Annotated in this window: 21 protein-coding genes and 1 pseudogene; 8 read left to right on the top strand and 14 right to left on the bottom strand. The window is 69.6% G+C overall.

Going from position 1 to position 21541, the window contains the following annotated elements:
- Positions 1-102 precede the first annotated feature (102 nt).
- A complete protein-coding gene (locus tag AW272_RS05585) occupies positions 103-717 on the top strand; it encodes an ACT domain-containing protein (RefSeq protein WP_066361522.1) in 615 nt (204 codons plus the stop codon).
- On the opposite strand, the gene AW272_RS05580 is transcribed toward AW272_RS05585, so the two are convergent.
- Positions 718-2004: an ABC transporter ATP-binding protein gene (locus tag AW272_RS05580; protein ID WP_066361521.1), complete on the bottom strand. Its 1287-nt coding sequence runs from the start codon at positions 2002-2004 to the stop codon at positions 718-720.
- Positions 2005-2432: 428 nt separating this feature from the next.
- Between AW272_RS05580 and AW272_RS05575 the strand changes: the two genes are divergently transcribed.
- Positions 2433-3446 carry a LacI family DNA-binding transcriptional regulator gene (locus tag AW272_RS05575; RefSeq protein WP_066361520.1) on the top strand — a complete coding sequence of 338 codons (1014 nt, stop codon included), beginning with the start codon at positions 2433-2435 and terminating at the stop codon, positions 3444-3446.
- A gap of 112 nt (positions 3447-3558) precedes the next feature.
- On the opposite strand, the gene eda is transcribed toward AW272_RS05575, so the two are convergent.
- From eda to edd, 3 genes are read right to left on the bottom strand one after another with little or no spacing between them, the layout of a single operon-like run.
- Entirely contained in the window at positions 3559-4173 is a 615-nt protein-coding gene (eda, locus tag AW272_RS05570; RefSeq protein WP_066361519.1) for a bifunctional 4-hydroxy-2-oxoglutarate aldolase/2-dehydro-3-deoxy-phosphogluconate aldolase, read from the bottom strand.
- On the bottom strand, positions 4170-5129 hold the full coding sequence (locus AW272_RS05565) for a glucokinase (RefSeq protein ID WP_066361518.1): 960 nt from the start codon (positions 5127-5129) through the stop codon (positions 4170-4172). Before AW272_RS05565 ends, eda begins: the two co-directional genes overlap by 4 nt.
- Positions 5130-6953, bottom strand: a complete 1824-nt coding sequence (edd, locus tag AW272_RS05560; RefSeq protein ID WP_066361516.1) for a phosphogluconate dehydratase — start codon at positions 6951-6953, stop codon at positions 5130-5132.
- Between the two features lie 133 nt (positions 6954-7086).
- Here edd and AW272_RS05555 point away from each other — a divergent pair, with 133 nt between their 5' ends.
- On the top strand, positions 7087-8220 hold the full coding sequence (locus AW272_RS05555; RefSeq protein ID WP_157518439.1) for an ROK family transcriptional regulator: 1134 nt from the start codon (positions 7087-7089) through the stop codon (positions 8218-8220).
- Positions 8221-8454: 234 nt separating this feature from the next.
- On the opposite strand, the gene AW272_RS44835 is transcribed toward AW272_RS05555, so the two are convergent.
- Positions 8455-8712 (bottom strand): DUF6221 family protein, encoded by a 258-nt coding sequence (locus AW272_RS44835; protein ID WP_066361514.1) that lies wholly within the window; start codon positions 8710-8712, stop codon positions 8455-8457.
- 131 nt (positions 8713-8843) lie between these two features.
- Positions 8844-9092: pseudogene (locus tag AW272_RS45950) on the bottom strand (transposase); the annotation flags it as partial.
- Between the two features lie 391 nt (positions 9093-9483).
- Between AW272_RS45950 and AW272_RS05545 the strand changes: the two are divergent.
- Positions 9484-10146, top strand: a complete 663-nt coding sequence (locus AW272_RS05545; RefSeq protein WP_083958043.1) for a neutral zinc metallopeptidase — start codon at positions 9484-9486, stop codon at positions 10144-10146.
- 4 nt (positions 10147-10150) lie between these two features.
- On the opposite strand, the gene AW272_RS05540 is transcribed toward AW272_RS05545, so the two are convergent.
- Positions 10151-10834, bottom strand: coding sequence for a MerR family transcriptional regulator (locus AW272_RS05540; RefSeq protein ID WP_066361512.1), 684 nt, complete (start codon positions 10832-10834; stop codon positions 10151-10153).
- Between the two features lie 40 nt (positions 10835-10874).
- Here AW272_RS05540 and AW272_RS05535 point away from each other — a divergent pair, with 40 nt between their 5' ends.
- A complete protein-coding gene (locus AW272_RS05535) occupies positions 10875-11546 on the top strand; it encodes a hypothetical protein (protein ID WP_066361511.1) in 672 nt (223 codons plus the stop codon).
- On the opposite strand, the gene AW272_RS05530 is transcribed toward AW272_RS05535, so the two are convergent.
- Complete coding sequence (locus tag AW272_RS05530; protein WP_066361510.1) at positions 11467-12192, bottom strand: DUF2470 domain-containing protein; 726 nt, start codon at positions 12190-12192, stop codon at positions 11467-11469. The two genes, AW272_RS05535 and AW272_RS05530, sit on opposite strands and share 80 nt — an antisense overlap.
- 79 nt (positions 12193-12271) lie before the next feature.
- Here AW272_RS05530 and rpsD point away from each other — a divergent pair, with 79 nt between their 5' ends.
- Both rpsD and AW272_RS05520 read left to right on the top strand, forming a co-directional pair.
- A complete protein-coding gene (gene rpsD / locus AW272_RS05525) occupies positions 12272-12886 on the top strand; it encodes a 30S ribosomal protein S4 (RefSeq protein ID WP_066362499.1) in 615 nt (204 codons plus the stop codon).
- 104 nt (positions 12887-12990) lie between these two features.
- Positions 12991-13749, top strand: coding sequence for an ion transporter (locus AW272_RS05520; protein WP_066361508.1), 759 nt, complete (start codon positions 12991-12993; stop codon positions 13747-13749).
- On the opposite strand, the gene AW272_RS05515 is transcribed toward AW272_RS05520, so the two are convergent.
- Positions 13715-14917 carry a low temperature requirement protein A gene (locus AW272_RS05515; RefSeq protein WP_066361506.1) on the bottom strand — a complete coding sequence of 401 codons (1203 nt, stop codon included), beginning with the start codon at positions 14915-14917 and terminating at the stop codon, positions 13715-13717. The two genes, AW272_RS05520 and AW272_RS05515, sit on opposite strands and share 35 nt — an antisense overlap.
- Before the next feature lie 119 nt (positions 14918-15036).
- Between AW272_RS05515 and AW272_RS05510 the strand changes: the two genes are divergently transcribed.
- Positions 15037-15951: an IS982 family transposase gene (locus AW272_RS05510; protein WP_066361505.1), complete on the top strand. Its 915-nt coding sequence runs from the start codon at positions 15037-15039 to the stop codon at positions 15949-15951.
- 29 nt (positions 15952-15980) lie between these two features.
- Here the strand turns inward: AW272_RS05510 and AW272_RS05505 are convergent, their stop codons facing one another.
- The 5 genes from AW272_RS05505 to AW272_RS05485 form a co-directional block, all read right to left on the bottom strand.
- A complete protein-coding gene (locus tag AW272_RS05505) occupies positions 15981-16538 on the bottom strand; it encodes a P-loop nucleotide/nucleoside kinase family protein (RefSeq protein WP_066361504.1) in 558 nt (185 codons plus the stop codon).
- Complete coding sequence (locus AW272_RS05500) at positions 16535-16783, bottom strand: hypothetical protein (protein WP_066361503.1); 249 nt, start codon at positions 16781-16783, stop codon at positions 16535-16537. Before AW272_RS05500 ends, AW272_RS05505 begins: the two co-directional genes overlap by 4 nt.
- Complete coding sequence (locus tag AW272_RS05495) at positions 16783-18144, bottom strand: S8 family serine peptidase (RefSeq protein WP_066361502.1); 1362 nt, start codon at positions 18142-18144, stop codon at positions 16783-16785. Before AW272_RS05495 ends, AW272_RS05500 begins: the two co-directional genes overlap by 1 nt.
- Before the next feature lie 164 nt (positions 18145-18308).
- On the bottom strand, positions 18309-19757 hold the full coding sequence (locus tag AW272_RS05490) for a DUF2079 domain-containing protein (RefSeq protein WP_245657204.1): 1449 nt from the start codon (positions 19755-19757) through the stop codon (positions 18309-18311).
- A gap of 139 nt (positions 19758-19896) precedes the next feature.
- Entirely contained in the window at positions 19897-21180 is a 1284-nt protein-coding gene (locus AW272_RS05485; protein ID WP_245657203.1) for an ROK family transcriptional regulator, read from the bottom strand.
- Positions 21181-21541: the final 361 nt, after the last annotated feature.

The following is a 21541-nucleotide window of genomic DNA, read 5'->3' as shown; positions in this document are numbered from 1 at the left end:
AACGTGCCTGGGCCAGTGTGGTGATTCAGCGGGGAAACTACACCTGTCGCCGGCTCCGCCATGTGCCTGGGCCGATGTGGGTCGTGAGAGAGGAGGCTGGTCATGCTGCTGCGTCTGCGGGTGTCGCTGCCCGATCGGCCGGGAGTGCTCGGCCAGGTGGCCAGGGCCTTCGGCGTACTGGGAGCCGACATCCTCCAGGTGACCGTGCTCGAACGCGAGGCGGGCCGGGCGATCGACGACTTCACCGTGTCGTGGTCGGCCGTGTTCAGCCCCGACGAACTGCGCGACCGGATCGGCGTCGTGCCCGGCGTCAAGGTCGAGGCGGCCTGGCCCACCAGGGAGGTGCCCGGCGCCAATCCCGACTACGACCTGCTCGGCCACGTCGCGGCCGAACCGGCGCGGGCCGTGCTGACGCTGGTCGACGCGGTGCCCGATCTGATCAGCGCGGAATGGGCGGTCGCGGTCGACGCCCAGTCGGGTGACGTCGTGCACGGGAGCTGGCAGGCTCCCGAGACCCTGAACGCCACCCGGATCACCGCGCCCCGCGCGACGGCCTTCAGCGAGGGCTCGCTCCACCTGCTCAGCGTCCCGATAGGCGACCTGCACCTGATCGTGGCGCGGCGCCAGGGCCCGGCGTTCCACAAGGCCGAACTCGACAAGGTCACCCGGCTGGTCGGCGTGGTCTCGGTGCTGGCCCACGCCGGAGTGACCCGATGATCAACGGCGTGGTGGGTCGATCCGGGCGCCTGTATGGGTGAACAGCATCAGCCGCGACACGTCCACGGCGACCCGGGCGTGCTCGCCCGCCCGCCACGACGGCCGCGCGCCCAGCCGGACGACCAGGTCGGCCCGGCGGTGCGACCCGAGCCCGACCGCGGCGGGCTGCGGGCCCGACGGGGTGTCGTCGGCCTCGACGTCGCTGTTGAACAGGCGCCGCATCATCGAACGGGCCTTGCCGTGGCCGTTCGTGCCGTTGGCGATCGCGAATCTCGGGTCCGGGGGCTCCGGCACGGGCACCGACGGGATGCCGGCCTCCACATAGGCCAGCCACTCGTGGCCGTGATATTCGAGCGTGCGCACCCGGCCCATGAACATCGGCCCGTCCATGCCCTCGGGCATGGGCGCCAGCGCGTCGGGGCGGATGCCCACGATGATCTGGCTGCCCGTGTGCTGTGACATAGCGTAAGCGCGTGGATCGGTCCACGGGATCGTGATCTGGTGTGTTCCGAAGTCCAGGAGGATGAACTGGTTCTGAGGTGTACGCACCGTGGCCGCCAGCAGGTTGAGCTGCTGCGAGCTGAGGAACGCCGCGGTGAACGCGGTCGCCGGGTCGTTGTAGACCTGGGCCGGGGTGCCGATGTCCTGCAGCACGCCCCGGTTCATGATCGCGATCCGGTCGGCCAGCGTGAGGGCCTCGATCTGGTCGTGGGTCACATAGACGGTGGTGACGCCGAGAGCCCGTACAAGAGAGGAGATCTCCATGCGGAGTTCGGTGCGCATGCCCGCGTCGAGGTTCGAGAGGGGCTCGTCCATCAGGAAGAGCGACGGCTGACGCACTATCGCCCGGCCCATCGCCACCCGCTGGCGCTGGCCACCCGAGAGCGTTCCAGGCCGGCGGTCCAGTGTCTCGTCGATGTGCAGCGCCTTCGACAGCTCGATGACGCGGTCGCGGACCATCTGAGGGTCGGCCTTGGCGATCTCCAGCGGGAAGGACAGGTTGCCGCGGACGGTCCGGTGCGGATAGAGGGCGCCGTTCTGGAAGACCATCGCCACGTCGCGGTCGCGGGGCGCCAGGTGATTGGCGATCTTGCCGCCCAGCCAGAGATCGCCGTCGGTGATGTCCTCCAGCCCGGCGATCATGCGAAGAAGCGTCGACTTCCCGCAGCCGGACGGGCCCAGTAACACCAGCAGCTCGCCGTCCTCGGCGCGGAGGTTCATCCGATCAACGGCGAGGAACCCGCCTGGGTAGACCTTGCTGACGTTGTCGAGGACGACTTGGCTCATAGGTTCTCGTTCCCTTCCGGGCGCGCAGTGCCCGGAGCCCGCCATCTGGGTGATTGATGAGGTAGTACATCGCGTGGGCACGGTCCATGTCCATACATGTCGTGAAAAACGGGAGGCCCTGGGGTTACCGGGGTGTTGCCGGGACCTGAGGTGACCTAATGAGACGGGGGTACCCGTGTGTTCTGGGATGCCCGAAAACCCGGGCGTTCCGTCGGTCCTCGCGCGGGAGGATTGTGGAACTTCCTGCAGCTTTTCATGGCTTTGTCGGCCACCAGATGACATTTCCCGTAACTCCGCCATGAAAGGTTCATTTGACTTCCGGCCCTGACAAGGGCGGATCAAAGGTGAGCGGCCTACTTTCTGCAATATGCAGCGAAGGTTAAGTAGCGTTCCTGGCCCATTCGCCGCCCGGCGGTGAGGATACGCGCATGAACAACGCCCGGCTCGCCGACATAGCGGTGCAGGCAGGGGTCAGTGAGGCCACCGTGAGCCGTGTGCTCAACGGGAAGGCGGGGGTCTCCCCGTCGACCCGGCAGGCCGTCCTCACCGCCCTCGACTTCATGGGGTACGAACGTCCGCTCCGATTACGCCAGCGCAGCAACGGCCTGATCGGCCTGGTCACCCCCGAGCTGGACAACCCGATCTTCCCCGCGTTCGCCCAGGCGGTGGAGAAGGCCCTCAGCCAGCACGGCTACACACCTGTTCTCTGTACGCAGCTCTCCGGCGGCGCCCCCGAAGACGAGTTCACCGAGATGCTCATCGACCGGGGCGTCAGCGGCATCGTCTTCATCTCCGGTCTGCACGCCGACGCCACCGCCAGGATGGACCGCTACACCCGGATGACCGACCGGGGCCTGCCGATCGTCCTGGTCGACGGTTACAACGACAGCATCCAGGCGCCTTTCATCTCCCCGGACGACCGCCTGGCCACCCGGCTGGCGGTGCGCCACCTCGTCGACCTCGGCCACGAACGCATCGGCCTGGCTCTGGGCCAGAAGCGCTTCGTGCCGGCGCTGCGCAAGATCGAGGCCTTCCGCCAGGCGATGACCCGGGTCGCCGACGTCGACGACCTCATCGAACACAGCCTGGCCACCGTCGAAGGAGGCCAGGCGGCGGCCGGCGCCCTGTTCGACCGGGGCTGCACGGCCGTCTTCTGCGCCAGCGACCTGATGGCGCTCGGCGCGATCAGGGCCGCCCGCGCGCGGGGGCTCAGCGTGCCCGGTCACGTCTCGGTCGTCGGGTTCGACGACTCGCCGCTGATCGCGTTCACCGATCCGCCGCTGACGACGGTGCGCAAACCCGTCGGGGCGATGGCCTCGGCGGCGGTGGAGACCCTGCTGGAGATCGTCGACGGCGCCCCGTCCAAGAACCTGGAGCTGGTCTTCCAGCCGGAGCTGGTGGTCCGCCGGTCGACCGGCGGCAGGCATGGAAAGGGCCCGTGACGTCCTGGTTGGGTGTCACGGGCCCGGGTATCCATGACCGTTCTTCCGGGTTGCGGACGCGGGCATGGTCGCCGGTTTCAGCCGAGGGAGGATGGCCTGGCCGGCGAGGCTGTCAACGGAGCGTGGCTGCCTCCGCGGCGAGTTTCTCGATGGCGGCGTAGTCGCCGGCGGCCAGCGCGTCGGCGGGCGTGAGCCAGGTGCCGCCGACGCAGCCGACGTTGGGCAGCGCGAGGTAGTCGGGCGCGGTCGCCAGGCGGATCCCGCCGGTGGGACAGAAGCGCACCTCGGGCAGCGGGCCGCCCAGCGCCTTGAGATAGGGCAGGCCCCCGGCCTGCTCGGCCGGGAAGAACTTCATCTCCCGCAGGCCCAGCTCGAACAGCTCCATGACCTCGGTCGCGGTCGCCACGCCGGGCAGGAACGGCACCCCGGAGGCGAGCATCGCGTCGATCAGTTTCGCCGGGGAGCCCGGGGAGACCAGGAACTTCGACCCGGCCTCGACCGCGGCCTCGACGTCGGCGGGGCGGCGGACCGTGCCGGCGCCCACGATCGCGCCCTCGACCTCGGCGGCGATGCGGCGGATCGACTCGAGCCCGGCCTCGGTGCGCAGGGTGACCTCGATGACGGGCAGCCCGCCCGCCACGAGGGCGCGCGCCATCGGCACGGCGGTCGCGGCGTCGTCGATCACGACGACGGGGACCACGGGGGCGATGTCGAGGAGGGAAGTCATACGTACTCCACACTAGTGGCCCGCTGCTGGAGCCAGGCGGCCGCACCCGTCAGGGCGGGCTGCTCGGCGACGATCAGCGAGGTGGCGATGGCGGTCAGGTAGTCGGACAGGGCGGGGCCGGTCAGTTCGAACCGGGCCCGGAAGTCGCTGTCGCGGACGCGGTCGACGATCCGGGGCAGCACCCCGCCGCCCAGGTAGACGCCGCCGCGCGCGCCCAGCGTGAGGGCGACGTTCCCGGCGAACCCGCCCAGCAGGGCGAGGAAGACCTCGATCGTCTCGCGGCACACGGCGTCGTCGCCCGCCACGATCTCCGAGGCGCTCTTGCGGGTGGCCTTGATGCCGCGTACGAGCGAGAGCCCCCGGTGCAGCCGGGGCAGGCCCGACCCCGAGAGCAGGTGCTCGGCGTCGACGTAGGGCAGGCCGTCACCGCGCAGGGCCTTGACGATCTCGAACTCCAGGTCGGTCACCGCCGGGACGGACACGTGCCCGCCCTCGCCCGGCACCGGCACCCAGCCGTCGCCGGCCGGCACCAGCCCGGCCACGCCCAGCCCCGTGCCGGGGCCGAGCACCGCCTTCACCATCCCGGCGGCCGGAGAGGGGCCGCCCAGCGGCACCAGGTCGTCGCCCGCCAGGTGGGGCAGCGAGATCGCCAGCGCCTCGAAGTCGTTCAGCACGCTCGCCTGCGGGATGCCCAGGTCGGTGATCGACCCGGACCAGGAGCCGTTGGTCAGCGTGTAGTGGTCACCCTTGACCGGTCCGGCGATGGCCACGCACACGGCCTCCGGCCGCGCGCCGTCGGCGTGATCGGCCAGATAGGCGGTGACGGCGTCCGGCAAACCGGGGTGCTCGGCCACGTTGAGGACCGCTACCGACTCCGGCGCCGCACCCGGCCCGGAGACGATTCCAAAACGTGCGTTGGTGCCGCCGATGTCGGCGACGAGCCAGGGGTAGCTCACTTAGAACCCTCCGAAGATGCTGGCACCGCGTTCTGCGGGTCCAACCGTACGACGGAAGGCGGCAAAAAGCTCGCGTCCGGTTCCCACCCATTTGTCATCTGATTTGGCAGCCCCGTCGGGGGTCCGGCCGGTCAGGTCGGCCAGCACGTCCAGGGTCCCCGCGGTCGAGTCGAGCCTGATGGGGTCACCGTCCCTGATCAGCGCGATCGCGCCTCCGTTGGCGGCTTCCGGTGACAGGTGGATGGCGGCGGGGACCTTGCCGGAGGCGCCCGACATGCGGCCGTCCGTCACGATCGCCACCTTCTGTCCACGGTCCAGCAGCACGGCCAGCGGCGGGGTGAGCTTGTGCAGTTCGGGCATGCCGTTGGCGCTCGGCCCCTGGTAGCGGACCACCGCGACGAAGTCCTGTCCGTCGAGGTCACCCTGCTCGAAGGCGCGCAGCAGGTCGAGCTGGTCGTCGAAGACCTTCGCGGGCGCCTCGATCACCAGGTGCTCGGGCTTGACCGCCGACACCTTCGAGACGGCCCGGCCGAGGTTGCCGCCGAGCATGTGAATCCCGCCGTCGGGCGAGAAAGGTTCATCGGCGGGGCGCAGCACCGACAGGTCGCCGCTGCCCTCGGCGCGCTCGGCCCAGACGAGTTCGCCCTCCTTGAACTCCGGCGCCGACCGGTAGAGGTCCAGCCCCCGCCCGGCCACGGTGAGCACGTCGGCGTGCAGCAGCCCGGCGTCCAGCAGCGTGCCGATGAACACCTGCATGCCGCCGGCGTCGTGGAAGTGGTTCACATCGGCTTCCCCGTTGGGGTACATCCGGGTCAGCAGCGGTACGACCTTCGAAAGCGCCGCCATGTCGTCCCAGGTCAGCGTGATTCCGGCGGCGTTCGCCATGGCGACCAGGTGCATGGTGTGGTTGGTCGAGCCGCCCGAGGCCAGCAGCGCGACGACCGCGTTGACGATCGACTTCTCGTCGACGACGTGCCCGATCGGGGTGTACTCGTCGCCGTGCGCGGTCAGCTCCACCACCCGCTTCGCGGCGGCGGCGGTGAGCGCCTGGCGCATCTCGGTGCGCGGGTTGACGAAGGTCGAGCCCGGCAGGTGCAGGCCCATGACCTCCATCAGGAGCTGGTTGGAGTTGGCGGTGCCGTAGAAGGTGCAGGTGCCGGGGGAGTGGTAGCTGCGCGCCTCGGCGTCGAGCATCTCCGCGCGGTCGATCTTGCCCTCGGCGAACGACTGCCGGGCCCGCGCCTTGGTCTTGTTCGGCAGCCCCGACCGCATCGGCCCGGCCGGCACGAAGATCGCCGGCAGGTGCCCGAACCGCAGCGCCCCGATGAACAGCCCCGGCACGATCTTGTCGCAGACCCCCAGCAGCAGCGAGGCGTCGAACATGTCGTGCGAGAGCGCGATCGCCGTCGACATCGCGATGACGTCGCGGCTGTAGAGCGACAGCTCCATCCCCGCCCGGCCCTGGGTGACCCCGTCACACATGGCCGGCACACCCCCGGCGACCTGCGCGACACCCCCGGCCGCGCGCACCGCCTTCTTGAGTTCCGGCGGGTAGCTCTCGTAGGGCTGGTGCGCCGACAGCATGTCGTTGTACGACGTCACGATCGCCACCCCGGGCCGGGTCGTGGCCCGCAGCAGCGGCTTGTCGTCTTCGGCGGCGGCGAATCCGTGAGCCAGGTTGGCGCACCCCAGATGGCCCCGTGCGGGCCCCCGTCGACGCAGCTCCGCCGCGTCGGCGTCCACACGGGACAGGTAGGCGGTGCGGGACTCCCGGCTGCGTTCGGCGATGCGCTCGGTGACCTCGGCGACGGCCGGGTGTGTCATAACGTCCCCTCCTCAATACGGACAAGCAGGACATTAGCTCGAACCTTAGGCATTCTTCAAGCTGACTTTTGTAACCTAGAATGAATAAGTAGGTGAACTTCAGTCAACCTGTATGCTCGAGGCGATGCCACGTATGTCACGGATTGCCACCACCGGTGAGGTGCTCCAGCTCATCCGCAGCGGTGAGGCCACGACCCGCGCCGAGATAGGCCGCGTCACCGCCCTGTCCCGCCCCGCGGTCACCCATCGGGTCAACGAGCTGCTGCAACGCGGCCTCATCGTGGAAGACGCCGAAGGCCCGTCGACCGGCGGACGCCCACCGGTGCGGCTGCGGTTCAACGCCGCCGGGGGAGTCGTGGCGGTGGCGTCACTGGGCGCCAGCCGCACCCAGATCGCCCTGTGCGACCTGACCGGCAGTGTGATCGAACGCACAGAGCTGGTCATCGACGTCGAGGAGGGCCCCGGCACGGTCCTCGGACTGATCATGGACACGTGGGAGAAACTGCTCGACGACCGCCCTCCCGTCGTCGGCATCGGCCTGGGCGTGCCCGCCACCGTCGAATACGCCAGGGGGCGCACCGAGTCGGCCCGGGTGATGGCCTCGTGGACCGGTGTGGAGATCCCGCCCCTGATCGCCGCCCGGTTCCCGGTCCCGGTGCTGGTCGACAACGACGTGAACGTGATCGCGATGGGCGAATACCGGACCGTCTACCCCGACGAACGCGACCTGCTCTTCGTGAAGGTCTCCACCCGTATCGGCGCCGGCGTCATCTCCAACGGCGCCATCCTGCGCGGCGCGCTCGGCGCGGCCGGGGAGATCGGCCACATCCCGGTCCGCGACGGCGGCGGCGTGCTGTGCCGCTGCGGCAACCTCGACTGCGTCGACTCGGTCGCCAGCGGCACCGCCATCCTGCGCACCCTGCGCGAAAGCGGCCGCGACGTGCTCTCACTCGCCGACGTGACCGCGCTGGTCCGCTCCGGCGACGCCGAGACGATGGCCGTCGTCCGCCAGGCCGGCCGCCGCCTCGGCGAGGTCATCGCGAGCGCGGTCAACCTGCTCAACCCGTCGGTGGTGGTGCTCGGCGGCGACGTCGCCGAGATGTTCCAGCCGCTCGTGTCGGGGGTGCGCGAGGTCGTCCACCAGCGCTCCACCCAGCTCGCGACCCGCAGCCTGAAGATCGAACGCAGCCGCCTCGGCCCGGGCGCGGGCATCACCGGCTGCGCCCTGCTGGTCATCGACCGGATCCTGGACCCCGACTTGATCTGACGGGGGGACGACCCCCCGAACCCCCCGCTGTCAGGGGGCTTCGCCCCCTCACGCTCCCCCCGGCCCGCTTCGCGGTCCCGGCGTCGCTCTGCTCCGGGGTCGCTTCCGCTCCCGGGCGAAGGGCTCCGCCCCTCGCGCTCCCTGGAAAGGCCTCGCTTCGCTCGGGAGGCTGCTCGCTTCGCTCGAAATACCTTTCTTTCGTACGGCTCCGCCCAGGGACTGTCTCCTTGAAGGCTATGGGCGCCATTCCTGCTGGTAGGCGGGGTGTTCGGCGTATGACTGGCCAAGGACTCGCAGCGCGTATTCCAGGCCGGCCGAGCGGGAGTCCGTGGCATCCATGGCTTTGTAGTCGTTCGCCAGTTGCTCGATCAGATCGAGCATGGGGAGGTGGCTGTCGAGGAGAGCCTCGCCGCCCAGGGTGTCGGCCACGTAGGCGTAGGCATGGTTGTCGTCCATGATGCGTGCGACGAGGAACTCCGCAAGATCGTCCATGGGGCCATCCTCACGGGCACAGTGCTTCGGCGGTCAGTCGGCTGTCCAGATGAGGATGGCGGCGAGGTGAAGTGCGGCCTGGTAGGCGATGGCATTGCTTGAGTCGGTTGATGCACCGTTCGACAGCTTTGCGCTGCTTGTGCGCCTCGGTGTCGAAGCCGGTGGTCGGCCTGGTCGGACGGCTGGGGGATGGTAGCTTGGATTCCCCGTCGCCTGAGGTGATTGCGGATCGCGAGGGATGAATACGCCCGGTCCGCCAGGACGGCATCGGGTCGGGTTCTCGGTCGACCGGGTCCGCTTCGCAGAACGCGGATGCCTGCCATGACGGTCTGGAAGGCCGGGGCGTCGCCCGCCTGGCCTGCGGTGACGCGAAGGGTCAAGGGCCGTGCCGGGCTTTCGCCGGACCGGTGAACCCTCGTGCACAGGCCGCCGCGGGAGCGTCCGAGGGCGTGGTCGTCAGGTTCGGCCCGGCCTGGCGCCCCCTTTTTCTGGCACCGGCTGCGTGCTGGTGAGCCCGGCAGACGGTGGAGTCCACCGAGACGGTCCAGCCAGTGTCGGCATCAGCGGCTCGATCGGGTCCTATATCGCGTCTGTGATTACTAATCGGACAGACACGTCCAATCAAAGAGACATGCTCTAGCCAGCCACTCGACCGTTGAAACCATTGATGCGGATCCATCATCATTCCCGCATCTATGAAAAACGCCACATTCCCCTTTGTGTGAGGTCGTTTCCAATGGAGTCCCATCCCCCACGGACACCGGGATCTCCATGCGCATCCGATCGGCGGCCCTTGCCGCACTCCTGACATCGTCCCTGTTCATAGCCACTCCAGCGAGCGCGGCGCCGCGCGTTCCCGACGACATCAACGCCGACATGACCACCGCGGCGAACGCGACGAACGCCTACTGGGCCCGCAATTGGACCACGTTCTTCACCGGCACCTATCAGCCCCCCAAGGTCTTCGGCTCCTTCCGGCGGGGCCAGCGGCAGCCGCCGGCCTGCGGCGGTAGCCGCACCGGGTTCGGCAACGCCTTCTACTGTGTGCCCGGCGACTTCATCGCCTGGGACTTCGACCTCATGGCCAGCGGCTACCGGTCCGGTGACGCCTGGGTCTACCTCGTCATCGCCCACGAGTGGGGGCACGCCGTCCAGACCAGGATCCAGCGGTCCCTGGTGCTCCGCGCCCAGGAGTTACAGGCCGACTGTTTCGCCGGGGCCGCGCTGTTCGGCGCCGCGGCACAGAAGACGCTCCTGTTCGAGGACGGAGACGTCGCCGAGCTCCGCGCCGCCCTGCGCCGGATGGGCGACCGCACCCCGTGGACCGACGTCGGCGACCACGGCTCCGCCGAGCAGCGGATCTCCTTCTTCACCCGCGGCGCAGAGGGAGGCGTCCGCGCCTGCCTGCCCACGGCGTCCCGGCAGTCGAGGTAGACGATCACGTTGCCCGGATCGGGACGTCCAGCACCACAGCGTGGCCGCCCTCGGCGTCGACCAGGTGCTCCTCCAACGCAGGGCCGCCGGCCTTCAGGTCGTGGCGGGTCAGCCAGGTGAACAGGTCGTGACCCGCCCGCACCACGCCCTCCGGCGCGGGGACCACCGCCCTGACCACTTCCCGGGCGGGAAGGGTGAGCCGTTCGCCGCCCTCGTCGGCCACGGCGGCGGCGAAGGGGCCGTCCAGCCAGGTCAGCAGGGTCGCCGGGCACAGGGCGGCCAGTTCCGAGGGGTGGGTCACGGTCAGGTGCCGCACCTTGAGGTGCCGCGCTGCCAGGGTCGTGGTCCGGGGGACCACGGTCAGGGGTTCGGCGAGGTAGTGCTCGGCCTCGGCCGCGGTCGCGGTCAGGGCCGAGAGTTCCGCCTGGACGCGGGTGAGGGCCGCCGCGACGGCCCGGCGGGTCTCGGTCTCCGGGGCGTCGAGCAGGTCGGCGATCTCACGCAGGGGCAGGCCGAGGCGTTGCAGGGCGCGGATGCGTTCGAGGCGGGACAGTTCGGCCACGCCGTACCAGCGGTAGCCGGTGAGGTGGTCGACGGCGGCGGGCCTGAGCAGGCCGGTTCTGTCGTAGTGCCGCAGGGTGCGCTCCGACACCCCCGCCATGCGGGCCAGCCGCCCGATTCGCCACATGCTTGACCTTGTCCGTGCGTCAGGGTTCTACGGTCCCGGCATGACCGACACGTCCAGGCTCGCCGGTGTCCTGTTACCGATCTCGCTGACCGCAATGCTCGCCGGAGTCGCGGTGGCGGTGCCATCGGGGTTGACCCTGAATCCCGCTGATCTGGGGGCCGTGCTCCAGGCCGTACACGACCGGACCGCGCTGCACCTCGTCGCCCTGGCGCTCGATGTGCTCGGGTGGCTCACGCTGAGCGCCGCCGGGCTCGCGCTGGCCGGGCTGCCGGGCGGGCTGCTGGCCGCCGCCGGGCTGGCCGGGCTGCTGCACGACGCGGGCAATCTCGCGGTCACCCAGCTCACGGCCGATCCCGGCGCGGCGCTGCCGGTCCTGCTCACCGCCAAATGGGCGGTCAACCTCGCCGGGCTGCTGTGGGTCACGGCGACCGCCGCCGCTGTGGTCCTGCTTCCGCTGCCTCGATGGGTGCGGTGGGCGGGTGCCGTCGCGGCGGTGTCGGGGCTGGCCGCCGTCGTGCTTCCGTGGACGACCGGGCTCGCGGGATCGTCGGCGGCACTTGAGCAGGCAGGCTACGCGCTGCACCTGCCCGTCATGCTCTGGTGGGTCAGGGCCGGAAGACCCACTTACGAGGTCAATGGGCGCAGACCAGGCAGGCCAGGGCTTGCTCCAGGGCCTCCGGGGTCTGGGCCGGAGTCGGCCACGGCAGCCTGACCAGACGGTCGCGGCCTGCCCGGACCGTCGCGCCGTAGCGGTCGAGCTCCCACAGCCAGGCGTCGGGCGCGGGCTCGCCCATCAGCTTCTCGATCGCCGCCACCAGCTGGATGCGGTGCGAGGAGTTGACGTGGTGCAGCATGCGCTCGGCCTGGTCGAGGAACGGGTCGGGCTCGGCGTCGAGGTAGTCGTCGGAGTCGAGGACGCCTGACTCCGTGCCGGTCAGGTAGACGACGTCGGCCACGTCGATGCGCAGCAGCTTGGGGGCGCGGGCGTCGTTCTCGATGACGGCGAACAGGTCTTCGTCGGGGCAGCGTTCGGCGATGGCGACCGCCGTCTCGCGCACCTCGTGGCCGGGGACCGTCGAGGCCCAGCCGCGGATCTTCAGCATGCCGCGGGCGCGTTCGGTGTCGCCCAGATTCCGGGTCGCGACGAGGTCGACCGTGACGGCCAGGTCGTCGCGGCAGGCGTACAGGACCTCATCGGGTTTGACCAGCAGGACCGGGCGGCCCTGAGCGTCGACGCCGCCGCGGGCGGGCATCGTCTTGAGCTCGGAGCCGGCCACCGCGACGTGGGTCGGGGCGGCGGTGGCGGCCAGTGTGCGGACGCGTTCGGTGATGGGGGGAGCCGAGATGGGCTGGGTCATCGGGGTCTCCTTGGGGTGCCGGGCTCTGCTAAGGTAAGGCTTACCTTAGCAAGGGTTACCTAACCACAGAGGAGTGCACGTGCGCTACACGGGTCCGAAGGTGCGGTTGTCTCGGCGGGCGGGCGTCCCGCTGACCCGCAAAGCCGTGAAGTACTTCGAAGCGCGGCCCTACCCGCCCGGTGAGCACGGCAGGAAGACCAACCGTCGCAACGTCGGCGACTACGGCATGCGGTTGATGGAGAAGCAGAAGCTCCGCTGGTACTACGACCTGTCCGAGCGTCAGCTCCGCCGCTACTGGGACCTGGCCCTGCGCCGGCCCGGTCGCGCCGGCGAGGAGCTGCTGGCGATCCTGGAGATGCGCCTGGCCTCGGTCGTGCTGCGCTCGGGCCTGGCCCCGTCGATCTACGCCGCCCGGCAGTACGTCAACCACGGCCACATCACCGTCGACGGCCGCAAGGTCGACATCCCCAGCTACCTCGTCAAGCCCGGCCAGGTCATCGGCGTGCGGGCCAGGTCGCGGGCGACGCAGCCGTTCGTCGCGGCGGCCGAGGGCATCTACGCCGACGAGCGCCCGGCGGCGTTCCTGTCGGTGGACCTGAAGGAGCTCACGGTGACCCTGGTGTCGAAGCCGCTGCGCGAGCAGATCGCGGTCCCGGTCGACGAGCAACTCGTAGTGGAGCACTACTCTCGGTAACTTTGGCCGGGGATCGCCGTATTTCCCAGGGTCCCCGGGGATTCGTGCGACCGCGATTACGCTCGCTCGCTGTTCCTGTTCCGCATCCCCCGGGGGCAAAAACGGTGCGCGAGCGTGTGCGGTACATCATCGAAGCCAAGCGTTTCCAGCAGGCGATCATCGCCATCATCCTGATCAACTCGGCCACTCTCGGAGTGGAGACCTCCGCCGCGGCGGTCGCCCGCTACGGCGACATCCTCCACCTCATCGACCGTGTCTCCCTGGCCATCTTCGTGGTGGAACTGGCCGCGCGGCTCTACGTCCAGCGCGGCCGGTTCCTCCGCGACCCGTGGAATGTCTTCGACTCCATCGTCGTCGCGGTCTCGCTCATGCCGGCGGCGGGCGGCCTGACCGTGCTCCGCTCGCTGCGCGTGCTGCGCGCGCTCCGGCTGGTCTCGGCGATCCCGAGCCTGCGCCGGGTGGTCGGGGCGCTGCTCACCGCCGTTCCCGGCGTCGCCTCGATCGCGGCACTGCTCGGTCTGGTCCTGTACGTCGCCGCGGTGATGGGCACCCGCATGTACGGCCACGTCGCCCCCGACTACTTCGGGAACCTGCAGACGTCGCTGTTCACCCTGTTCCAGATCATGACCGGCGACGGCTGGTCCGACATCACCCGCCAGGTCATGACGGTCTACCCATCGGCCTGGGTCTTCTTCGTCATCTTCGTGCTGATCTGCACGTTCGTCGTGGTGAACCTCTTCATCGCGGTCGTGGTGAGCGCGATGGACGAAGAGGAGGTCGAGGTCAGCGAGCGGATCCTGGCCGAACTGGCCGAACTCCGCAAGGAGGTCAGGGAGCTGCGGGAGCCTGCGGCCTCCCCGTGACCCCGGTGATCCGGGGGAACCAGACCTGCCACCCGGCCACCACGAGCAGCCCGATCACCAAACCCCAGCCCGGGAGCGGCGACAGTCCCAGAGCCGCCGGGCCGATCACCGCGGGCAGCGACCAGGCGAGCACCCAGCCGATCCTGGCTCCGGCCGCCTTGGCGATGATTCCCGACGTGAGGAAGTAGACGATCGTCCCCCCGCAGAGGGTCCACTTCACCGCCTCCTCCAGGTGGCCCTCCGGGTGGGCGACCAGCGCGCCGAGCCCGGCGGCGATGGCGGCGATCCCGGCGGTCATGGCGAAATGGCCCGGCATGGTGACCCTGGGCTTCACATCGTGTACGGGGGCCGCCGACGCCCCATATTGGAGAGTCAGCCACCAGAATCCGACCAGCAGCCCGAACCCGGCCAGTGCCGACACGATGAGCGCCCAGGTCCACTCGACCTCCGAGGTGGCCATCACGACCTGCATCACCGCCTCACCCAGCACGATGATCACGAATAGCCCGAGCCGCTCGGCCAGGTGGTGTTCATTGAGGCGCGCCGGTTCGGGCAGGGTGAACGGCCTTCTTCTGCGCCCGCGTGCCTCCTCCCGCTGGCGATGCTCCTCGAACCGTTTCGTGATCCGGTTGAGCTGCTCCTCGCTGTCACCGCTGCGCAGGAACGAGATGGCCAGGTCGAGGGCGATGCCGATGCCCCAGAGCCAGTAGCGGGTGGGCGGGTGGTGCGCCCAGATCGAGATCACCCACGGGATCAGCCCGGCGCCGTTCTGCGCGGCGGGCCAGCCCCCGAAGAACGTGTTGGTGGAGCCCCAGGTCGAGGTGGCCAGCAGGCGGCAGTAGACGTAGGCGATGGCGAACGCGGTGCCGTGCGCCCCCGTCACCTCCGGGACGCTCGCGGCCATGACCGCGATGCCGAACATCGCCGCGAGCATGGCGCGTTGGCGGGTCTTCGGGCCCGCGACGTTGGCGTAGAGCGTGAACGACGTCCACACGCTCCAGATCGCGTAGTAGAGCCCCAGGAACAGCAGCACCCGGTGACCATCGATGGAGTGCTCGGGCGTGGGATGCAGGATGTGGGCCAGCTGCGCGACGGCCACGACGATGATCAGATCGAAGAACAGCTCAAGCCAGCTGGCATGGCGTTCACCGGATTCCACCTCAGACACGCACAGGAATGTACGCGTGGGGCCCCGGATGTCATAACCGGCGTCTAGATGATTGATTCCAAGGGCTGAGGCTGGCCGATCGCCTGCAGACATGGGGCGAGGGTGTCCAAGATCGATTTGTGACGAAAGACCTGAACACCCTCGCCACCGCACTGTACGTGAAGATCGACGATCACCTGATCGCCTTTCCCGACCTGGCCCCTCATCGTCCCCGCACAGGTATCCAACCCCTGATCAGCGATGCCGAGCTGGTCACCCTGGCCGTCCTGTCGGCACTGCTGGGATTCACCAGTGAACGCCGCTGGCTACGCCACGCCCGCACCCACCTGTCCGGCATGTTCCCCTACCTGCCCGGCCAAAGCGGCTACAACAAGCGCCTGCGTGCGGCCTCCGCGCTGGTCCTGCACATCATCCGCGTCCTGGGCCGCGACACCAGCCTGTGGAACGACGACGTATGGGTGGCCGACTCCACCCCGGTCGAATGCGGACGCTCCCGCCAGACCGCCACCCGCAGCGCCCTGGCCGGCTGGGCCGAATACGGCTACTGCTCCTCCCACAGCCGCTTCTTCTGGGGCCTGCGCCTGCACCTGCTGTGCACCCCCGGCGGGCTGCCCGTCGCCTTCGCCCTCACCGGCGCCAAAGCCGACGAGCGCACCACCCTGCTCGCCATACTGGACGCCGACCCCGACCTGATGACCCGCCATCCCGGCCAGACCATCCTGGCCGACATGCAGTACTACGGCCGGGACTTCGAAACAGCCCTTGCAGGCCAGGGCCTGACCTTGCTGCGCAAAGCCCGCAAGGGCGAACCCCCACGGGCCGGAACCGCCCTGATCAAGCCCTTACGCCAGACGATCGAATCGATCAACCAGACGTTCAAAGCCCAGCTGGACCTGGAACGCCACGGCGGGCGAACCATCCCCGGCGTCGCCATCCGGGTGATCGTCCGCGTCCTCGCCCTCACCGCGGTGATCTGGCACAACGACCACACCGGCCAGACAGTGAAACGATCCCTGATCGCCTACGACCACTGACATAACGCCAACGGCTTGGAATCAATCATCTAGACGATCCCCGAGCGCTCCAGTTGCCGCGCCATCGGTTCTGCCCCCGGCCGGTTGTCGATCTCGATGTGGTCGACCACCGGCGGCTCGTCGACCTTGATCGCTCGCAGGTATTCGGCGAAGGCCGCCAGCTTCCCCCGGTCTCGCTCCAGCCCCCGGGCTATCAGCCGCTCGCGCAGGGTCGCGCCGTCGGATCTGACCCAGAGCAGCCTGATGTCGCCGCCGCCCAGTTCCTCGGCCCACTCGTCCCAGCGGGACTTGCTGTGGACCTGGCCGGTGAAGGGGGCGCTCAGCAGGACCGGGGCGCCGTGGCGGCGGATCTCGCGCGCGGTGGCGGTCATCCCGGCGTATTCGTACCTCTTTATATGCACGTCGTACCAGGGTCCCTCGCGCTCGCCGTCGTCACGACCGGCCGCCGCGAGGATGGCGCTGACCATGCCCCCGTACAAAGTGTCCTTGTCGAGCAGGGCCGGGACAGGATCGAGGCGGGCCAGCAGGGCCTCGCACAGCGTGCTCTTGCCGGACCCCGGAGGGCCCGCCACGATCCAGCAGGTCATCGATCTTTCCTGGTCGGGCCCATCGGCTCGATCTTCGGGTCGGCCCAGGGGCCGCCCATGGCCTCCGGGGTGGCGGTCAGCCGGTTGGCGGCCATCGCGCTCACCCGCAGGCCGTAGAGGCCGTGGTCGGGATCGATCGCGATCAGGCCGTAGCCGACGTCGACTTCTTCGTTCTTCAGCCGCAGGTCGCGCAGCGCCATGTCCATGGTCGCGCCGCGCGGCAGCCGTACCGTGATCAGTACCATCACGCAACAACTCCGCTTGCCCTCGCCCGCAGGGCCTCGACGATGCCGGGCACGTTCACGACTCCATATCCGTAGTCGTAGTCATACCCCAGCACACCGCGATCATCGGCACTTCTCATCAGCAAAGTGCGCAAATGGGATGGCGGGAGGACGGTGGACGGCACCCGCGACCGGATCGCCGCCACCACACCGGCCGCGACCGGGCAGGCCGCGCTGGTGCCCGAGTCGGGCTCGCCGGGACCGAACGCCCCTGACCCCGAGAAATGGGTGTAGGCGGCCAGGTCGGGCTTCATGTCCGTCAGGCGCCCGGGGCCCTGGGAGGAGTAGCCGACCCGCTCGCCGGTCACGTCGACCCCGGCCACCGACAGCACCGCCGGGTGGGAGTTGGCGCCGGTGATCGGCCGGTCGGGGTAGGCGCAGCGGCCGTCGGGGCAGTCGCGGCCGCAGTTTCCGGCGGCGAACAGGATGTCGGCCCCGGCGGCGGCCAGCGAGCCGACGATCAGGTTGAACGGGTGGGCGGCGTTGTCGGAGTAGTTGCCGGGGTGGCCGGGCGGGAAGTCCCATTCGGGGGAGAAGGAGCCCCAGGAATTGGTGACCACGAGGGCGCGGGACTCAGCGGGCTGGGCGTCGAGGACGTTCCGCAGGTGGGCGAAGGCGGCCATCGCGTCGGACAGCAGGCCGTCGAGCGCCGAACCCCCGGGGCGGCGCGACAACAGCACCGGGATGTCGATCACCGACGCCTTCGGGGCGGCGATCAGCGCGTCGAACGCGCACATCGAGCCGTGGTCGACCTCGAAGGAGCCCGGCCGCCCGGGGACGCCCTCGGGTTTCCAGCTCCGCTCCAGGTCGAGGATGAAGTCGCGGCCGAGGGCTTCGGTCACGTGGCGCTGGTTCACCCCGGTGTCGGTGACGGCCAGGGCGACCCCCTCGCCGTCGTACCCCTCGGCCTGGAGACGTTCGACGGCGAGCAGTCGCTCGACGTCGCGCCAGTCGCCGACGGGCCCGTCACCACCGCAGGTGAGGGAGGTCTGGATGACCGGATCGGCGTAGACGCCGACCACCCCGGCCCGGCCCGGCAGTAGAGCCAGCCGCGTGGAGACCTCGTCGTCGGCGATCTCGCCCCGGACCAGCACCGACGCGTCGCGGGGCGCCATCGAGAAGATCAGCGGCTGGTTCAGCGACAGCGGGTCGCCGCCCGCGCGGGCCGGGAGCGGCCGGGGGACCGCGACGGGGTTGAACGTCGGGTCGAGCAGCACGCCGGGGAGCCCGTTGACCACGTCTGCGGCCGTGGCCGTCACAGCCGGGTCGGCGACGGCGGCGACCACGTCGGGGGAGAGGCGGAGCTGGACGAGCACGCGCATGTGGCAGATCCATCCGGTCAGGGAACTCGACGCTGACCAATCTCGCCTACGTCCCCGCCCCGGTCCACCGGATCAACACAGACCAATCCAGTCCGTAACCATCGAAACCAGAGGATCGGTACGACGATCTAACCTCCCGGCTTGCCGAGGAGCTCTGAGAAGGTCTAGTTCGGCGGCTTGTGCAGGACGACGAAGCCGTCCTTCTCGAAGACGACCATGTAGCCCAGGGCCCGGCGTTCCTCCACCGACTGCTTCTGCTCGTCGGGCGATCCCCACGGCCAGCCCCACTGCGCGACGTCGGCCAGCACCCAGGGCGCGTTCCGGGGCGTCCGCTCCCAGAGCAGGACGGTCGTGCGGCCGGTGAGCATGGGCCCGATGTGGTTGGCCGCCTCGACCACCGCCCCGTCGGGGATCTTGCTCATCGCCTCGTAGGCCGCCGCGGTGCGCTCGTAGGGGTCGTAGAAGCCGGGATCGGCGAGTTGGTCGAACGCGAACCGGGGCAGCTGGGTCACCGCGACGACCGCGACCGCGACGGCCCAGGCGACGGTCGTCACGCGGACCACCTCGGGGGTCTGCCTCTTGGCCAGCCGCTTGCGCAGCCGGACGGCCCCGTCGACCCCGGCGCAGAAGACGATCACCACGACGAACGCGTTGTAGTGGTACTCCCACGACCACCACAGGCTGTTCTCCGAGACGAGCCGCTCCAGCACCAGCGGGGCCGCCGCCAGGATCAGCGGGGAGAACAGGCACAGGAACAGGGTCAGCCAGCAGAGCAGCACCAGCAGGTCGATCTTGCCGGCGTCCATGAACACCAGCTGGAAGGTGTTGAGCGGATCGCTGATCAGCTTCCACAGCGCGGCCGGCATCGAGTCGCCGAGGTGGGTGTAGCGCCAGTGGTTGTCCTCCGGGCCGCCCGCCCACGGGATCAGCAACCCCCGGATCAGCAGCAGCCCGGCGAGCCCCATCCCCGCGAGGAGAGCGCCGTCGAGCCGCCGCCGCGTCAGGGCCAGCGCCGCGCCGAAGCCGATGAGCATCAGGCCCATGTCCTCTTTGACCAGCAGCAGCCCGAACGCCGCCAGATAGGCGGGCAGCCGCTTGCCCCGGTCGAAGCGCTCGATCATGATCGCGGTCAGCACCGGGACGAACATGACCTCGTGGACGTCGAAGTTGACCGCCTGCGCCACCGGCCACGACACCGCGTAGGCGGCGGAGACGAGATAGGCGGCCGCCACCCCCAGCCGCCGCCGGACGTACAGCCACAGGAACGGGATGGCGGCGGCGAACAGGATGGCCTGACAGAAGATCAGCACCCGGGGGTCGTCGTTGATCGCATAGAAAGGTGCGAGCAGCGCGTAGATCGGGGAGAAGTGGTCGGCGATCTGGAGGAAGTCGAGCCCGGCGCCCTTCTGCACCCCCACCGACGGCGCGTACGGCGCGCTGAGCGTCGAGTAGCCCCGCACTGCCTGGTCGACGATCACCAGGTCGAAAATGGTCGTCCGGAACGTCCCGAACTTGACCAGGCCGAGCACCCCGTAGGTCACCGCCGAGACCCAGGCCAGTGACCAGACGCCGAGGCGGTGGGTGGTCAGATGGCGGGTAATCGGGAGGAACACCCTCACATGGTCCCAGAGTTCCGCAATAAAAAAGCCCGTCCGCCTGGCCTCCGGGTGGCACATCTACGCGGCGCCGAGGTCGGCGAGGTCGGCGCCACGTAGAACCGGAAGCCCAGGCGGACGGGAGTTCTGGGGTGTCCTAGGCCAGAGTGCTGAGGGTGGTGGGTGGTATCTCCACGGTTGTCGGATTGGCCAGGACGCGGTCGACGACGACCCCGGCCGCGCCGCGCGAGGCGGCGCCGAAGCCCAGGTCGGAGGCGACGAAGGTGCAGCGGGCGACGGAGCCGGTGACCCCGAGGCGGGCGAGTTCCGCCTGGGCGCGCGGGAGGATGTGCCCTTCCAGCCGCGCGAAGAAGCCGCCGACGACGATGACCCGGGGGTTGAAGAGCCGGACGAGGGTGGCCGAGCCGCGGCCCAGCCAGCGGCCGACCTCCGCCAACGCGTGGTCGACCTGGGGGTCGCCCTGCGCCAGACGGCGTTCGATTTCGCTCAGCCGCTCCTCGGGGTCGCGGACGATGCCGTCGCGCACCCCGTAGGCGTGGTCGGGGGTGACCATGCGGACCAGCGCGGCCAGGCCGACCTTGGTCTCCCAGCAGCCGATCCGGCCGCAGCCGCAGCGCTCGCCCGAGGAGTCGACCATCACGTGGCCCACTTCACCGGCGAAGCCGTCGGCGCCGCCGAGGAGGCGTCCGCCGGCGATGATGCCGCCGCCGACGCCGACCTCACCGGTCAGGTAGACCATGTCGGCCGATCCGGACGCCACGCCGTTGGTGTATTCGGCCAGCGCCGCCAGGTTCGCGTCGTTGGCGACGGTGACGGGGACGCCGGGGGCGACCTCCCAGAGGCGCTCGGCCACCGGGACGCCGTACCAGCCGAGGTTCGGGGCGACGTGGACGACCCCGTTGGTGCCGTCTATGAGACCGGGGACCGCGACCGTTATCCCGGCGACCCGGACGCCGAGCATGTGCAGCTCCGCTATCGCGTCGCGGGCGACCCGGGCCAGCTCGTCGAGCGAGGCCTCCGGTTCGCAGCCCATCGCGTCGAAGCCCACGCGGCGGTCGACCAGGACGCGCCCGGCCAGATCGGTGGCGAAGGCGGCGATGTAGTCGACGTTGATCTCCAGCCCGAGGGCGCCGACACCGGCGCCGTCGAGGGCCAGCGCCAGGCCGGGGCGGCCGACGGAGCCGGCGTACTGGGGGCCCATCTCGCGGATCAGACCGCGGGCCCTCAGCTCGCCGACGAGGCTCGTCACGGTCGCCTTGTTCAAACCGGTCTCGGTGGCCACGGCCGAACGCGACCGGGGGCCGTGCTCCTTCAGGTGGCGCAGCACGAGCGACAGGTTGGACCGGCGGATCATGGTCTGGTCGACGGGGACGCCCGTGGAGCCGTTCCTGCCCAGCGCGGGGCCAGATGTTAAGCGCACGTCTCGCACCCCGTCACTCTGCTCGCGGCCGTTCGTCTCGAATTAATTTGCATGCCTCGCCGAATTAAATGTCTATGACGGGTGTGCCACAAGTGTCGAACCGCTTCGTCTTGCATTACAGTTTCGTAACGTGGAACAGTCACCCGGCCCGTGGTACACAGGGGGTGTACACCGGGATGACAGGTGTGTTAGAAATCGGTAAATTCCGTCAGCGGGAACGCAAAACCCAGACGGAACGACGAATCTCGATGACGTGGCACCGTCTCGTCTTTCGTCAACATGCAGTGGCATTACGGGCACAAGCGCGACGGCGCGCGCCTTGCCTGACTGAATCCCCAGGTCAGGAAGGACCACCCCCCAC

Origin of the sequence: Herbidospora mongoliensis, assembly GCF_001570545.1 — a bacterium.
Taxonomy (GTDB): domain Bacteria; phylum Actinomycetota; class Actinomycetes; order Streptosporangiales; family Streptosporangiaceae; genus Herbidospora; species Herbidospora mongoliensis.
Note: the sequence above shows the minus strand (reverse complement) of the source record. Positions and strands in the feature narration are given on the sequence as shown.

Excerpts from the sequence above, each read along its gene's own strand:
- AW272_RS05585 (WP_066361522.1), top strand. The coding sequence starts at position 103 with ATGCTGCTGCGTCTGCGGGTGTCGCTGCCCGATCGGCCGGGAGTGCTC.
- AW272_RS05580 (WP_066361521.1), bottom strand. The coding sequence starts at position 2,004 with ATGAGCCAAGTCGTCCTCGACAACGTCAGCAAGGTCTACCCAGGCGGG.
- AW272_RS05575 (WP_066361520.1), top strand. The coding sequence starts at position 2,433 with ATGAACAACGCCCGGCTCGCCGACATAGCGGTGCAGGCAGGGGTCAGT.
- eda (WP_066361519.1), bottom strand. The coding sequence starts at position 4,173 with ATGACTTCCCTCCTCGACATCGCCCCCGTGGTCCCCGTCGTCGTGATC.
- edd (WP_066361516.1), bottom strand. The coding sequence starts at position 6,953 with ATGACACACCCGGCCGTCGCCGAGGTCACCGAGCGCATCGCCGAACGC.
- AW272_RS05555 (WP_157518439.1), top strand. The coding sequence starts at position 7,087 with ATGTCACGGATTGCCACCACCGGTGAGGTGCTCCAGCTCATCCGCAGC.
- AW272_RS44835 (WP_066361514.1), bottom strand. The coding sequence starts at position 8,712 with ATGGACGATCTTGCGGAGTTCCTCGTCGCACGCATCATGGACGACAAC.
- AW272_RS05545 (WP_083958043.1), top strand. The coding sequence starts at position 9,484 with ATGCGCATCCGATCGGCGGCCCTTGCCGCACTCCTGACATCGTCCCTG.
- AW272_RS05540 (WP_066361512.1), bottom strand. The coding sequence starts at position 10,834 with ATGTGGCGAATCGGGCGGCTGGCCCGCATGGCGGGGGTGTCGGAGCGC.
- AW272_RS05535 (WP_066361511.1), top strand. The coding sequence starts at position 10,875 with ATGACCGACACGTCCAGGCTCGCCGGTGTCCTGTTACCGATCTCGCTG.
- AW272_RS05530 (WP_066361510.1), bottom strand. The coding sequence starts at position 12,192 with ATGACCCAGCCCATCTCGGCTCCCCCCATCACCGAACGCGTCCGCACA.
- AW272_RS05505 (WP_066361504.1), bottom strand. The coding sequence starts at position 16,538 with ATGACCTGCTGGATCGTGGCGGGCCCTCCGGGGTCCGGCAAGAGCACG.
- AW272_RS05500 (WP_066361503.1), bottom strand. The coding sequence starts at position 16,783 with ATGGTACTGATCACGGTACGGCTGCCGCGCGGCGCGACCATGGACATG.
- AW272_RS05495 (WP_066361502.1), bottom strand. The coding sequence starts at position 18,144 with ATGCGCGTGCTCGTCCAGCTCCGCCTCTCCCCCGACGTGGTCGCCGCC.